Below are 13,687 nucleotides of genomic sequence, written 5' to 3'. Positions count from 1 at the left end.
GGCGCGCGGCAGTTCACCGCGGCGCCAGGGCTGGTTCAATCACGCAGGGGCGCTTATTGCGGCCACTTCATCTCGCCTTTCAGCACTTTTGCGCTCAGTTCCAGGCTCGATTCGTCTTTCAGCGTCGGGTAGTGCTTTTTCATCGCTTCAATCAGCGCGGCGGAATCTTTGGCCTTCGGCAGTTCGGCTTCCAGCGTGGTCAGGTATTTTTGGGTAAAGTGCACCGATGCCAGCGTTTGCGCGGCGCCCGGCAGGAAGTGACCCGGTACGACGACCTGCGGCTTCAGCGCTTCGATATTTTTCAGCGTCTGCTGCCAGTGCTGGCGCGATTCCACGCTCTGGTTGTCGGCGATCCACGGATGGATATTGTCACCGGCGACCGCGACGCCGCCCACGACCGCTTTCAGCGCCGGGATCCACACGAAGGTGCGATCGGGGGTCGGGCCGTTCAGGCCTTTCACTTCCACTTTCTGGCCGTCGATGGTGAAGCTATCGCCTTGCAGCGGCTGCGGCACGATCACGGTTTTTGGCGCGTTGTCTTTCAGGATCGGGCCCCAGTAGGCAACTTTACCGTCTTTGGTCGCATTGATGTCTTTGATGGTGCCAGGCGAAGCGATGATTTTCGCCTCCGGGAAGGCCGCCTTGATCACGTCCAGACCGAAATAGAAATCCGGGTCTGAGTGGCTGATATAAACGGTGGTCAGCTTCTTGCCGGTCGCCTTGATCTTTTTCACCAGCTCTTCAGCATCATTACGTTGGAACTGAGCGTCGATCAGCGCCACTTCGTGTTTGCCGCTGACGATTTCGGAAGACACCGGGAACACGCTTTTTTCGCCCGGGTTATACACTTCCATGGTCAGGGTATCGGCAGCGGTGGCATAAGTGCTCAGGGTGGCGACGCCGGTGAAGGCCAGAGTTAACAGTGATTTCTTAAACATGGGCAGAGGTCCTTAGGTATCGGTTAATGTTGTAATGATGTTAGGTTGCATAAAGCGATAGAAAAACCGGATAATAAGCAATTATTCGTTGCATAAATCGGACTAATCATGGATCGCATTACCGCCGCTGAGGTTTTTGTCACCATCGTCGATCGCGGCAGCATGATCGCCGCCGCGGAAACGCTGGAGATGTCGCGCGCGATGGTCACGCGCTACCTGGCGCAGATGGAGCAATGGGCCGGGGCGCGTTTACTGCACCGCACTACCCGTAAGCTTAGTCTGACCGACGCCGGTGAGCGTACTTTGGAGCGCTGCCGACAAATGCTGGCGCTGGCGGGGGAGATCGATCTGGTGGAGGAAGGGCAGAGCGACGAGCTGCGCGGCCTGCTGCGCATCACCTGTTCGCAATCGCTCGGGCAAACGGCGCTGGTGGGGGCGGTCGCTCAGTATCTGAAGCGCCATCCGCAGGTGGCGGTCGATCTGCAGATGAACAATAGGGCGGTGAATCTGGTGGAAGAGCGCATCGATCTGGCGCTGCGCATCACCAATGAGCTGGATCCCAACCTGATCGCCCGGCCGCTGTCCACTTGTGCGTCGGTGGTGTGCGCCGCGCCCGCTTATCTGGCGGCGCACGGTACCCCGCGCCAACCGCAAGATTTGGCGTTGCACAACTGCCTGACTTACTCCTATTTCGGCAAAAGCCTGTGGCATTTCGACGCACAGGGGGTGAAATCGGCGGTGGCGGTCAGCGGTAACCTGAGCGCCAACGAGTCGGTGGTGCTGATGGCCGGCACGGTGCAGGGCGCGGGCATTTCCATGCAGCCCTACTATTCGGCGGCGCCGCTGCTGGCCAGCGGCGAATTGGTGGAGCTGCTGCCGGGTTACCGGCCGCAGTCGATGGGCATCTACGGCATCTACACCTCGCGCCGCCAGATGCCTGCCACCTTGCGTACCATGCTGGACTTTCTGGTGGAGTGGTTCGCCAGCGATCCGCAGTGGCAGGCGACGCTGCGCTGAGGCTTCGGCAACATTCCCACGCCGTTTTCACCGCTTGACGGCAGCGGCCAGGCGAGCGGAGAACAGTGCGGCCTGTTGATGCAAATGGTCGATAAAGGCCGTCACCAGCGCCGACGAAGGGCGGTGTAGCGGCCGTATCAGGCTGACGGTGAACGGTACGTCGATGCTGAAGGATCGCACGTGCACGCCGTTGCCGGCATAGTCGAGCGCCGTCAGCGGGTTAACGATTGACACCCCCACGCCGGCCCTCACCATGGCGCACACCGACGCCGCGCTGTGCGTTTCCATCACCATGCGGCGCTCGACGCCCTGCTCGGCGAACAGCGCATCGAGCAAGTGGCGATAGCTGTCGGTGCTCGACAGGCTGATAAAGTTCTGCCCGGCGAAATCCTGCGGCGTCAGTGGGTCTTTCGCCAGCAAAGGATGGCCCGCCGGCAGCACGCAGACTTCATTCAACGTCATCAGCGTTACCCGCTCGGTGCCCGCCGGCGTCAGGGTGGTTTCCGTCAGCCCGAGATCGTGGCGCTGGGCCGACAACCACTCTTCCAGCAGCGGCGACTCTTGCGGGATCACGCTGAAGCTGACTTCCGGGTAACGTTCGATAAAGGGCCGGCACACCGCCGGCAGCAGCGATTGGGAAAATACCGGCAGGCACACGATCGACAGCTGCGCCTGCTGAAACTGGCGGATGCCGGCGGCGGCGTTGACGATGCGATCGAGGCCATAATAGGAGCGTTGCACTTCTTCGAACAGCCGTAGGCCCTGCACCGTGGGGGACAAGCGCCCGCGCACCCGGTCGAACAGCTGCAGCCGGATCAGCTTCTCAAAGCGCGCCAGCTCACGGCTGACGGTCGGTTGCGAGGTTTGCAACAGGGCTGCCGCCTCGGTCAGGTTGCCGGTGGTCATCACCGCCCGAAAGATTTCGATCTGCCGCAAAGAGATGCTGTGCATGGCGAGGCTGCTCGACTATAGAGAAAGCCATATCATAAATGAATAGACTACGGCTAAATAGATATTTTTCACCCGATTCAGCGTGCGGCACTATGGCTCTATCTGCCGTCATTTTCGAATTGGGAATATCGCCATGCCTCGCCCGTTGCACGACACCTCCACCGCGTTGAATGCCGCTAACCTGCTGGCCTTGCCGCAGCGTTTCGGTTGCCCGGTCTGGGCCTATGATGCGGACATCATCAGCCAGCGCATCGCTCAGCTGCGCCACTTCGACACCATTCGTTTCGCACAGAAGGCCTGTTCGAACATTCATATTTTGCGTTTGATGCGCGAGCAGGGCGTGAAGGTGGATTCGGTGTCGCTGGGCGAGATCGAACGGGCGCTGCAGGCCGGTTTTCAGCCGGGCGGCGAACCGAGTGAGATCGTGTTTACCGCGGACGTGTTGGATCATGCCACGCTGGCGCGCGTCAGCGAATTGAAGATCCCGGTTAACGCCGGTTCCATCGACATGCTGGATCAGCTCGGCCAGGTTTCCGCAGGGCATCCGGTGTGGCTGCGCATTAACCCGGGATTTGGCCACGGCCATAGCCAGAAAACCAACACCGGCGGCGAAAACAGCAAGCACGGCATCTGGTATGCCGATCTGCCGCAGGCGGTGGAGAAAATCCGCCGCTACGGCCTGAAACTGATCGGCGTGCATATGCACATCGGTTCCGGCGTCGATTACCAGCATCTGGAGCGCGTCTGCGATGCGATGGTGCAGCAGGTGATCGATCTCGGTCATGACATCAGCGCCATTTCCGCCGGCGGCGGCCTGTCTATCCCGTATCAGTACGGCGAAGAGGCGATCGATACCGAACACTATTTCGGTTTGTGGAACCGGGCGCGTGAGCGCATCGCCGCGCATCTGGGGCACCCGGTGCAGCTGGAGATTGAACCCGGGCGTTTCCTGATGGCGGAAGCGGGCGTCTTGGTGGCCGAGGTGCGGGCGGTGAAAAACATGGGCAGCCGCCACTTTGTGCTGGTGGATGCCGGTTTTAACGATCTGATGCGCCCGGCGATGTACGGCAGCTATCACCATATTTCGCTGTTGCCGGCCGATGGGCGTGACACCTCGGGGCAACCGCTGCGCGACACGGTGATCGCCGGGCCGCTGTGCGAATCCGGCGACGTCTTCACCCAGCAGGCGGGCGGCGGCGTGGAAACCCGTGAACTGCCGCCGGTGCAGATCGGCGATTATCTGGTGTTCCACGATACCGGCGCCTACGGCGCATCGATGTCCTCCAACTACAACAGCCGTCCGCTGTTGCCTGAAGTGCTGTTCGAAAACGGCGAGCCGCGCTTGATCCGCCGCCGCCAAACCATCGAAGAACTGATCGCGCTGGAGCTTATCTGATCAGCGGGCGGGCGCCTGGCGCCCGCTTCACAGCGTCATGCGGCGGTGCTGGCCATTGGGCAATTGCACATCCAGCGATAGCGTGCCGCCCATCGCCTCGATATAGCGTTTGAGCGACGACAGCTTTATTTCGCTGCCGCGCTTTTCCAAATTGGCGACGGAGGGTTGGCTGATGCCGAGCCGCTTCGCCAATTCAACCTGAGAGACCGCCAGCTCTTCCCTCAGCATTGCCAGCCGCAGTTCGAAAATTTCCTTGTCCGCTTTTTGCCTGGCGGCGGCAACGACGGCGGGATCGAGTTTATCGATCAGTTGGGATAAAGGTTTGGCCATCTGTACTACCTCCGGGTTGCCAGATAATGTGAAAACTCCATGGCGGCGATGGGCAACATGCGCTGGTAAAAGCGTTTGTCGCCAGTTTTATCGCCGCCGCACAGCAATACCGCTTGCCGCTGTGGGTCAAAAGCGAAAAACCCTCTGAAAGGGCGCCCGCGATGTTGAACGCGCAGCTCCTTCAACTGCCGGGCCGCGTCGGAAAAATGCAGCGTATCGGCGTGCGGCCGCGCCAACTGCGGGCCGAACGTCTGTAATTTGAAGATCGCCGCCAGGATGCTGGTTTGCTGGGCGTTGTTCAGCGCTAAAAACCAGTCGTCGAACCGTTCGACGGTCACCACTTGCCACATGATGTGCTCAGAATATAGCGTTTATGCTATATAGCGTAAAGGTTATTGTTCGATCAATATGCACGAACGCAGGGAGCGGAAAAAATCCAAAAGCGGGAAATGCGGCGGGCTACGCAATATGAACGCATGGGTGACTGCTCACCCATGCAGCGATGTCATTACGGCTGTTCGTGCGCGTTGTTGAGGGTGGCGACCGAGTGGCGGCGCACCAGCGTCGGGCTGAACATGTTGGTGATTTCCGGCAGCGGTTGCCGGTTGGCCAGCGCCAGGGCCAGCTCTGCCGCCTGGGTGGCCATCGCGACGATAGGGTAGCGAATGGTGGTCAGGCGTGGGCGCAGGTAGCGCGAAATCAACACGTCGTCGAAACCGATCAGCGAAATTTCCCCCGGTACGTCGACGCTGTTATCGCTCAGCACCGACAGCGCGCCGGCGGCCATCGGATCGTTATAGCAGGTAATGGCGGAGAACGAACGGCCGCGGCCGAGCAACTCGGTCATCGCCTGTTCGCCGCCGATCTCGTCCGGTTCGCCATAGGCGATCAGCTTTTCATCCACCGCGATACCGTGTTCCCGCAGCGCGTCGAGATAGCCCTGCAGCCGGTCGGTGGCGTCGGAAATCTGGTGGGTGGAGCAGATGATGGCGATGCGCTGATGCCCTTGCTGGATCAGATGACGGGTCGCCAGCCAGGCGCCGTAGCGATCGTCGAGCGCCACGCAGCGTGTTTCGAAGCCCGGCAGCGTGCGGTTGATCAGCACCATGCCCGGGATCTGTTGCATCCAGCCGCAAAGTTCCTGATCGCTCAGCCTTTTGGCGTGCACCACCAGCGCTTCGCAGCGGTGCCGCACCAGCTGTTCAATCGCCTGGCGCTCTTTTTCGGCGTCGTGGTAACCGTTGCCAATCAGCAGAAAATTGTGGGTGGCATAGGCCACCTGCTCGACCGCTTTGACCATTGCGCCGAAGAAGGGATCGGAAACGTCGGAGACGATCAGGCCCAGCGTCTCGGTGGATTGCTGCGCCAGCGCCCGTGCGTTGGCGTTAGGGTGATACTGCAGTTGTTCCATGGCGGCCAGCACCGCGGTGCGCGACCCTTCGCTGGCCTTGGGGGAATTGTTTATCACGCGGGATACCGTGGCTACGGAAACACCCGCCAGCCTGGCAACATCCTTTATCGTAGCCATATCAGTCAACACATCCTGGGTAATCGCTTACATCCCCCAGTTTTGCGGAAAAAAACCGGGGCTGCAAGCGGTCTCGTGCGCAACTTGTGGCGGCCGTTGCAGAATCTCTTCGAGTCTGTACGCATAACCATCGACGACCGAACGATAGCGCAATTTGTACGTTGGCACTGGCGCCGGGCTGAGGTAACGTCTGTGCATTCCGATTTGCGCCGAGAATGCCATGTCCATTAAACGCTATCCGCAGCTCGCCCATTGGGGCGCTTATACCGCCGTGGTTGAAGACGGTCGGCTTATCCGTTGTGAACCCTTCGTCGACGATCCCGACCCTTCGCCGCTGCTCGATTCCATCGTCCCGATGGTCTACTCCGACAAACGCATTCGCAAACCGGCGGTGCGCCGCTCGTGGCTGCAAAAGCGCGAGGGCAGCGACCGTAAGCTGCGCGGCAGGGAAGATTTCGTCGAGGTGGGCTGGGAGTTAGCGCTCGATTTGGTGGCGGAAGAGAATCGCCGGGTGCGCGATCGCTACGGCGCCTCCGGGCTGTTCACCGGTTCTTATGGCTGGTCGTCGGCCGGGCGGCTGCACCATGCACGCTCGCTGGTGCGGCGGTTCTACTTCGGCGGCGGCGGCGGGGTCGATCAGCAGGGCAACTACAGCTGGGGCACGGCACAGTTCTTTCTGCCGTATGTGATCGGCACTTTCTCGCCCTTGACCGGGCGCGTCACCAGTTGGCCGAGCGTGGTGGAGCATTGTGAGTTGTTTGTGGCGTTTGGCGGGCTGGCGCTGAAAAACGCTCAGGTTTCTTCCGGCGGCGCGGCGGAACATGCGCTCAAACCCTGGCTGCAAAAGCTGGCGCATAAGGGCACGCCGGTGATCAACATTAGCCCGATGCGCGACGACTGCCCCGCGTTCGTCAACGCGGAATGGATCCCGATCCGGCCGAATACCGACGTGGCGCTGATGCTGGCGCTGGCTTATGAAATCCAGCGGCTGGGCGCGCAGGATGAAGCCTTCCTGCACAGCCACTGCGTGGGCTATCAACAGCTGGCGGATTACCTGAACGGCGCCGGTGACGGCGTGGCGAAAACCCCCGACTGGGCCAGCGCCATTACCGGCATTCCGGCGGCGCGTATTGCGCTGCTGGCGCGGCAACTGATCGGCGTGCGCAGTTTCATCACCTGCTCCTACTCCGTGCAACGCGCACATCGGGGGGAACAACCGTACTGGATGATGATCGCGCTGTCGGCGATGCTGGGCCAGGTGGGGCTGCCGGGCGGCGGCTTCTCGTTCGGCCACGGCTCGATGAACGGCGTCGGCAACCCGCGCGTGGATACCCCCGCGCCGACCATGCCGGTAGGAGAAAACCCGGCCGGGCTGGCGATCCCGGTGGCGCGCATCTGCGACATGCTGTTGCACCCCGGCGAAGCCTATCAATTTTGCGGCGAGACGCGGCATTATCCGGATATCCATTTGGTGCACTGGGCCGGCGGCAACCCGTTCCATCATCATCAGCAGTTGAATCGGCTGGTGGAGGGGTGGCAGAAGCCGGACACGGTGATCGTTCAAGATATCTGGTGGACGGCGGCGGCCAAAATGGCGGACATCGTGCTGCCGGTCACCAGTTCGCTGGAACGTAACGACATCGGCGGCTCGTCGCGCGATCGCTACGTGTTGGCGATGCATCAGGCCATTGCGCCGCAGCATCAGGCGCGCAATGATTTCGATATTTTCGCCGATCTGGCGGAGCGCCTCGGCTATCGTGAGCGCTTTACCGAGAATCGCGACGAGCGGGTTTGGATCGAAGCTATCTACCGGCAATGCGGCGCAGCGCAGCAGCGCGCCGGCGTCGCCTGGCCCGAGTTTGAGGATTTCTGGCGCCGGGGCTATGTCGAACTGCCCGCGCCGGCCAAAGAGTTCGTCTTTTTTGAGGCGTTCCGCGCCGATCCGCAGGCTAACCCGCTGCAAACGTCCAGCGGCAAGATAGAGCTGTTCAGCGAGCGGATCGCCGGCTATCGCTACGAAGATTTCGCGCCGCATCCGCAGTGGCGGCCGCCGGTGGAGTGGCTGGGCGCGCCGCAGGCCAAAAACTGGCCGCTGCACCTGATCTCCATTCAACCGAGCGATCGCCTGCATAGCCAGATGGATCCGGCGCCGCTGGCGCAGGGCAACAAGACTGCCGGGCGCGAAACCTTGTACATGCATCCGGACGATGCGGCGCCGCGCGGCGTGGCGGACGGCGCCGAAGTGCTGGTTAGCAACGCACGCGGCAGCTGTCTGGCGGGGGTATCGCTCACCGATGGCGTGACGCGCGGCGTGGTGCTGATGGCGACCGGCGCTTGGTTCGAGCCGGGTTACGACGCGCAGCGCCGGCCGGTCGAGCAGGCGGGCAACCCGAACGTGCTGACGCTCGATATCGGCACCTCGCCGCTGACGCAGGGGCCGAACGCCATGAGCTGTCTGGTGGAGGTCAGCGCATTCACCGAACGTCGGGATCAAGATAGTTAGCACTGACCAGCAATTGGGTCGACAGCGGGATGTTATCGCGTTGCTGTTGACGCAGTTGTGTCGCGGCCGCGGCGAAACTGGAGACTGTTAATGACAGTGTGAAGTGTTGCCCAACCTCGTTATCCGGTACAAGGATGTGTAATGCTTCCCGATCGACGGATAAACGATAGTTGGGTAGATGTCTTTGGCGTGGTTGCCCGGGGGCGAGTGAAAAGGAAAGGGGCTCACCATCATCGTTGCGTAATTCATCAACCGTGAGGCTGAGATAGCTAGAAGCATCGGTTGCGCCGCCTCCTTCTGCCAGGTTTCTATTCTCCCGCAGAGTGAACCCCTGCAACTGCACTGGCTCATCGCAAGTCAACCGATACTGCAATGGGGCGCTGTGCAGCAGAGTGGATTGCTGAGACAGTGTCCCAATATTGTGCTCCCCCAGATAAATGCTGTTTTGTGTGGTCGTTAGCGTGCAGTTAGCGTTAGCCCCAAAACTGATGGCTATGGCTGCCACCCCATAATAAATCACTTTCATGTGTTCTCCTGATATCGATGAACGTTTAGCGACACACGGCTTCGGAGTGGCTGATACCGGCACGATTGCGGGAAGAGGTGTCTGCAGCAATTGTGAAATAACATGCCTGTCCCGACGAATTTTTCATGCTGAAGCGTTGTGAGGACGCATCGTTCTTCGCGTGGTGTGCTTTCTGATGTTCAATGAAGGCTGCGCCCTGATCATTGGTAAAAGCGACCACTCGTTGTTGTTCATCCAAAATCATGCTGCCGATAGCGGGTCTGGTGCCGTCTGCATAGCTAATCTGGACAATGGCCCGCAATGTATTAATGGCATCGATATTGATATGTTTAACGCTGCCACGTGCCAGATTGATCTTGCGCACGCCGTTATCGATATCGGCACCGGGAGGTAAGGTGCTTGTGTCTACGTTAATCAGGCTTGGTTGATACTCACGCAGCCTTGGGATGACCGCCTTACCTTGCTTGCCATAGGTTTTCACCTTGCCGCCTGGCGTAGACACGCTGACTCCGGCGAGGCCCGGTATCGACAAGACGCCGAAGGTATCGCCGATTTTCTGTGGTGAGAGCGTTAGCCCGCTACTGTCTGCCACCAGGGAGCCAGAGGCACTGTAGTAAAATGCCTGCTGATTTTCTGACAGATGGCTATAGCTGCCGGAAAGCGTTGTGAACGGACTCAAATAGTTCACATTGCCTGAGTAGGTGCCGTTGTTGGATTGGGTGTCCTGTGTTGCATTGAATCCATAAGCCAGATCGCCATTCAACGCTTGGCCGGAAAGCGAATTGCTGATGCTACGATTTCTTCCGTTGCTTATCATATTGGCGCTATAACGTCGGTTTTTTCCCAGCGGTAATGAAAGGGTGGCGAACACCCTGGTATCGTTATCGCGAACCTCGCGGCTGCGCTCTTTTTCCAGGCTAATGCCAACGGTGGCTGCGCCAAATTGACGGTTCCAGAAGGCGTAGACTCGTTGATTTTGTTGCTTATCTCCGCCTTCAGCGCGTGTAACGCCTAAAGATAGATTTCCGATGTATTTATGGTGCCAGCCTAGGCCCAGGCTGTAGCTTTGACGTTGGTGTGAAGATGACTCACCGTGCGATACAGGCCAATAAGTTCCTTCGCCGTCATCTTTACGCGGAGAACGGAGCTGTGTGGGCGAGCGGTATCGCTCTGACTGGATGCTGTAACCGGCGTTCAGCTTAAGGTTTTTTATCAGGGGCAATGCGCTATTCAGCTGCAGCTTCGTGCCCTTTCCGCTTGACGACTGCGCCACGTGGCTCAAGGCTGTAAAACGATAATCGCTATTGGCAACGCTATAACCGGCGGCGATGCCGCGATAATCGCGGCTGAGGAAACTTCCCCCTCTCACCTGGTGGTGGTTGAGCCATGGCAAAGAGAATGAGCCAGTGATGAAAGGCATTTCTGTGCTTTTTGCCAGGCTGTGAGTGCGCCCGAGAGCAAGGGAGTAACTGCCCTGGCGGGGAGTAGAGCGTCCTGAGCTCGTCAGATAAGGGACGATGAATTGTTTGCGGCTACCGTTGCTTTCCGTGACGGTGACGGACAAATCGACTGCGTCGAACTGCGCAGGGATATCAGTCAGGCGGAAAGTGCCCGGTTGCACCTGCGTGGCGTAAACTAATCTGCCATTCTGAAAAATCTCAACCTTGGCTTGGCTCTCGGCGATACCTTCGACTACCGGCACATCACTGCGTTGACTCAATGACAGCGACGAGTCAGGCAGCCATTGCAGGCCATCTAAGGTAATGCCGCTGTAAAGCGAATCTGATAACGTCGCTCGTCCCAAACGCATCATGGCGTCGTGATCCGTCAATGTCCGCTGCAGATAACTATTATAAGGCGTGTACCCCTGATGTCGTTCTGACTTGTTATAGGTACCATTATGGCGAAACAGCCAATTGTTGCTGTTGAAGCCGGTTTCCAACGCCGCATAATCACTGCTGTGAGTTTGGCTGTCGAATCGGCTCGCGGTATAATTCAGCATCAGGGCATGGCCGCCAAATTCATAGTCCGCCGGTTGTCGACGGATATAGCGCTCGGGCAACAGCAAAATCAATTGATTATTACCGGTTTCATTGTCGATGCGGCTGCCTTGATAACATTGGCTCATCAGCATTTCTGCCTGAGTGTTGAGCTTGCAGGGGTGTAATCCCAGGCTTTCTACGAGTTCAGCGTCGTATTGCCATTCGCCTTGTTTGTCTATGTTGACTTCATGCCGTCCATGATTTTGTCCGTTGACGTTGATGAATAACGCTTGTTTTCCTGCGGGGAATTTCGCTCCAGAGGAAAAGTAATCAGCAATCTCACTGGGTAATCCAAGTGCGCGCATCATTTCAATATCGTAGTCAGCCAGGCTGGTCGAGGCATAGCCTATAGGCAGACAAAACGCCAGCAGACGTAGCGGTATATGCAATTTCAAAGGCTGCCTCACTGGATTGGGGCAAGGTTGACCGTGATATCGGGTATGGCGCGCCCCGTGTTACTGATTGGCGTGAAGTGCAAACGGGAGGGGGGGCTGGTAAGCCTATCGCTCTTACGTGTACCGATCGTTTGCCCAGGCAGCAAATAAGGTTGTTCTAAAACAAACTGCTGGTTACTGGGTTGTACGGTGATGGTAGGGGCTAACCTGACAACGTAAGGGCTGAGATTTTTGACTTGTATAGAATGCCCATTTTGTTGCCAATGCAAGGTTTGCCAGGGAGATTTGTTTTCCGCCAGCGCGGAGGGCGTGGCGATAGCGACGACCCGATGCCGAGTATTCACCTTAAGCTGGTTGCTTTTTTCTCCCATATCGGGAATTTCCTGGAAATAGATATGGCGCATTTGCTGACGGGTTTTATCAAGTCCCGATGGATTGGCAAGCATGACGCGTACCAGCTGAGATTTACCCGGATCAATACGCGCGGCTGGCGGAGAAAGAATGAATAAGGGATCTTCTCCTTGCTTGCTTAATGCATTTTTAACAACGGATGAGAATAGCAACACAGGATAATTACCGATATTATCGACTCTTACCGTTGTCTCTCCTTTCTCTTGATTGACCAAGAGGCTTATTTTTTCCAGTTTAATGGTTGCTTGACCATAAAATGGAATAAGCAATATAAATATTGCGGTGAGATAATGGATGAGACCTTTCATTTTATTTCCTGAATAGCGGAGAATAACGAACTCTAGTCAAAGGACGTTAAGATGTTTTGCCAAACAAAGAGGCTGAAATAAGTGGGAACAGCGAAGTGTCCCCACCTGGTGATTACAGGTAGTGAACCGAAAGATTCACAGAAGCTTGCAATGCAATGCTATCTTGCATTTGGATGCTTTTATCATCAATGTAGCTAAGCGGGGTAAGGAATGAACGGTAGTTGAATGTGCCGCTCAGATTCTGGCCGATCGCCATGTTGTCGTAATTAGCATCTGATGTGACCGCAAAGCGATTACCTGAGGCAACAGAGAACATAGCCTGTTCGTGATCTGCACCGTCAGTTACATTGGTTAAATCGAAAATATCATCGCCTTCAGGAATCAGCGCCGCACGCACGGTTTCACCATCCATAGCGATATCTGACAGTGCAAGGCCCAGCACGGCGATATCTTTATTGCTGGCGTCTTTTGCCAGCGATGCGGTGAAGCTTCTGTCCATATATTGATAATCGGCATCGCCGCTGGCGCTGGTAACTTCAATACCCATGTTGGTCGGTGCCGTGCAGTTTACGGTGAACGGGATGCTGCCCATGCCGTTGCCTTCCAACTGGACAGGATTTACTTTATCAAAAGCTTCGCTGGAATGGCGGCCAAGATCAATGCTATTGGTGTTGGCAGCAATACTGCAGCTGGTGTTATTGTAAATTTCTCCGGAGAAATTTACAGACGTACTGGCTGTTTTTGCGGCCAGTACGCTCGTGCACGACAGAGGTAGCAGGGCTAAAAATAAATATTTCTTCATTCAGATTTCCTTCTGAGAATATGCCACTAAATAAATAAAAGTCGTATTGCTTGAAAATATAAAGCAAGGATGTCGCAATTTTTTACTAGCGATTCAATGCAGGGTTATTTTATTTTTCAATCTCAATTCTTGCAATATTCTGCTAAAAATTTACATCAAAATAGATTTATATTCTGATTGTTAGATTTTTGTTATTCAATTTTAATTATTAATTCTGTTCGGTTGTTAATGCATAGGTTTTATTGCTTGCGGTTTTTTTAATTATTAATAATTAATTATCCTCGGTGCGCACTTTTGCCGTGAGATCACGATAACAGCAAGGTCTGGAGGCGGCTCTGTTGTTAGCTGGCGCTTTTTGACTTTGTCTTTTTATTGTTGCCGTGCTTGAAAAGCAAGAAAACGCATTGCATACGTTGATCAAAATGACACGTTGGATATCACGTCTAACTTGGCTCTTGCGTTTGAGAATAGTTTTCGTAATTGATTTCTTTAGCGTGGATGATACAAGAGGGATTAAAGGATCTGCTTCAGTCTCGATTA

General features: G+C 56.7%; 12 protein-coding genes. 3 read left to right on the top strand and 9 right to left on the bottom strand.

All coding sequences use genetic code 11. The annotated features are described in order from the left end of the window. Positions 1–53: 53 nt before the first annotated feature. Positions 54–938 carry an MBL fold metallo-hydrolase gene (locus BVU99_RS04045; RefSeq protein WP_025304082.1) on the bottom strand — a complete coding sequence of 295 codons (885 nt, stop codon included), beginning with the start codon at positions 936–938 and terminating at the stop codon, positions 54–56. Between the two features lie 108 nt (positions 939–1,046). Between BVU99_RS04045 and BVU99_RS04040 the strand changes: the two genes are divergently transcribed. Beyond that, a complete protein-coding gene (locus tag BVU99_RS04040; RefSeq protein WP_025304081.1) occupies positions 1,047–1,955 on the top strand; it encodes a LysR family transcriptional regulator in 909 nt (302 codons plus the stop codon). Positions 1,956–1,982: 27 nt separating this feature from the next. On the opposite strand, the gene BVU99_RS04035 is transcribed toward BVU99_RS04040, so the two are convergent. Then, positions 1,983–2,906, bottom strand: coding sequence for a LysR family transcriptional regulator (locus tag BVU99_RS04035; protein WP_049208169.1), 924 nt, complete (start codon positions 2,904–2,906; stop codon positions 1,983–1,985). Positions 2,907–3,039: 133 nt separating this feature from the next. On the opposite strand from BVU99_RS04035, the gene lysA reads away from it, so the two are divergent. Continuing rightward, on the top strand, positions 3,040–4,302 hold the full coding sequence (lysA, locus tag BVU99_RS04030; protein ID WP_099817461.1) for a diaminopimelate decarboxylase: 1,263 nt from the start codon (positions 3,040–3,042) through the stop codon (positions 4,300–4,302). Positions 4,303–4,329: 27 nt separating this feature from the next. Here lysA and BVU99_RS04025 read toward each other — a convergent pair whose 3' ends face one another. The 3 genes from BVU99_RS04025 to galR form a co-directional block, all read right to left on the bottom strand. Next, entirely contained in the window at positions 4,330–4,632 is a 303-nt protein-coding gene (locus tag BVU99_RS04025; RefSeq protein WP_025304078.1) for a helix-turn-helix transcriptional regulator, read from the bottom strand. A gap of 5 nt (positions 4,633–4,637) precedes the next feature. Then, complete coding sequence (locus tag BVU99_RS04020; RefSeq protein WP_049206122.1) at positions 4,638–4,982, bottom strand: type II toxin-antitoxin system RelE/ParE family toxin; 345 nt, start codon at positions 4,980–4,982, stop codon at positions 4,638–4,640. A 158-nt stretch (positions 4,983–5,140) separates the two neighbouring features. Next, a complete protein-coding gene (gene galR, locus BVU99_RS04015; RefSeq protein ID WP_028127674.1) occupies positions 5,141–6,160 on the bottom strand; it encodes an HTH-type transcriptional regulator GalR in 1,020 nt (339 codons plus the stop codon). A 220-nt stretch (positions 6,161–6,380) separates the two neighbouring features. On the opposite strand from galR, the gene BVU99_RS04010 reads away from it, so the two are divergent. After that, positions 6,381–8,663 carry a molybdopterin guanine dinucleotide-containing S/N-oxide reductase gene (locus BVU99_RS04010; RefSeq protein WP_099817462.1) on the top strand — a complete coding sequence of 761 codons (2,283 nt, stop codon included), beginning with the start codon at positions 6,381–6,383 and terminating at the stop codon, positions 8,661–8,663. On the opposite strand, the gene BVU99_RS04005 is transcribed toward BVU99_RS04010, so the two are convergent. The 4 genes from BVU99_RS04005 to BVU99_RS03990 all read right to left on the bottom strand — a co-directional run bounded on the left by BVU99_RS04005 (position 8,635) and on the right by BVU99_RS03990 (position 13,147). After that, a complete protein-coding gene (locus BVU99_RS04005) occupies positions 8,635–9,189 on the bottom strand; it encodes a hypothetical protein (protein WP_043139818.1) in 555 nt (184 codons plus the stop codon). The genes BVU99_RS04010 and BVU99_RS04005 overlap by 29 nt on opposite strands. 25 nt (positions 9,190–9,214) lie before the next feature. Beyond that, positions 9,215–11,626, bottom strand: coding sequence for a fimbria/pilus outer membrane usher protein (locus BVU99_RS04000; RefSeq protein ID WP_043139821.1), 2,412 nt, complete (start codon positions 11,624–11,626; stop codon positions 9,215–9,217). Positions 11,627–11,634: 8 nt separating this feature from the next. After that, positions 11,635–12,345: a fimbria/pilus periplasmic chaperone gene (locus BVU99_RS03995; protein WP_043139824.1), complete on the bottom strand. Its 711-nt coding sequence runs from the start codon at positions 12,343–12,345 to the stop codon at positions 11,635–11,637. 112 nt (positions 12,346–12,457) lie between these two features. Further along, entirely contained in the window at positions 12,458–13,147 is a 690-nt protein-coding gene (locus BVU99_RS03990; RefSeq protein WP_144334748.1) for a hypothetical protein, read from the bottom strand. Positions 13,148–13,687 lie beyond the last annotated feature (540 nt).

Source organism: Serratia sp. OLAL2 (assembly GCF_002752475.1).
In the GTDB taxonomy this organism is placed as follows: Bacteria; Pseudomonadota; Gammaproteobacteria; order Enterobacterales; family Enterobacteriaceae; genus Serratia; species Serratia bockelmannii.
Note: the sequence above shows the minus strand (reverse complement) of the source record. Positions and strands in the feature narration are given on the sequence as shown.

Coding starts and splice junctions, on each gene's coding strand:
- lysA (WP_099817461.1), top strand. CDS start 3,040: ATGCCTCGCCCGTTGCACGACACCTCCACCGCGTTGAATGCCGCTAAC.
- BVU99_RS03990 (WP_144334748.1), bottom strand. CDS start 13,147: ATGAAGAAATATTTATTTTTAGCCCTGCTACCTCTGTCGTGCACGAGC.
- BVU99_RS04040 (WP_025304081.1), top strand. CDS start 1,047: ATGGATCGCATTACCGCCGCTGAGGTTTTTGTCACCATCGTCGATCGC.
- BVU99_RS04005 (WP_043139818.1), bottom strand. CDS start 9,189: ATGAAAGTGATTTATTATGGGGTGGCAGCCATAGCCATCAGTTTTGGG.
- BVU99_RS03995 (WP_043139824.1), bottom strand. CDS start 12,345: ATGAAAGGTCTCATCCATTATCTCACCGCAATATTTATATTGCTTATT.
- BVU99_RS04045 (WP_025304082.1), bottom strand. CDS start 938: ATGTTTAAGAAATCACTGTTAACTCTGGCCTTCACCGGCGTCGCCACC.
- BVU99_RS04035 (WP_049208169.1), bottom strand. CDS start 2,906: ATGCACAGCATCTCTTTGCGGCAGATCGAAATCTTTCGGGCGGTGATG.
- galR (WP_028127674.1), bottom strand. CDS start 6,160: ATGGCTACGATAAAGGATGTTGCCAGGCTGGCGGGTGTTTCCGTAGCC.
- BVU99_RS04025 (WP_025304078.1), bottom strand. CDS start 4,632: ATGGCCAAACCTTTATCCCAACTGATCGATAAACTCGATCCCGCCGTC.
- BVU99_RS04020 (WP_049206122.1), bottom strand. CDS start 4,982: ATGTGGCAAGTGGTGACCGTCGAACGGTTCGACGACTGGTTTTTAGCG.
- BVU99_RS04010 (WP_099817462.1), top strand. CDS start 6,381: ATGTCCATTAAACGCTATCCGCAGCTCGCCCATTGGGGCGCTTATACC.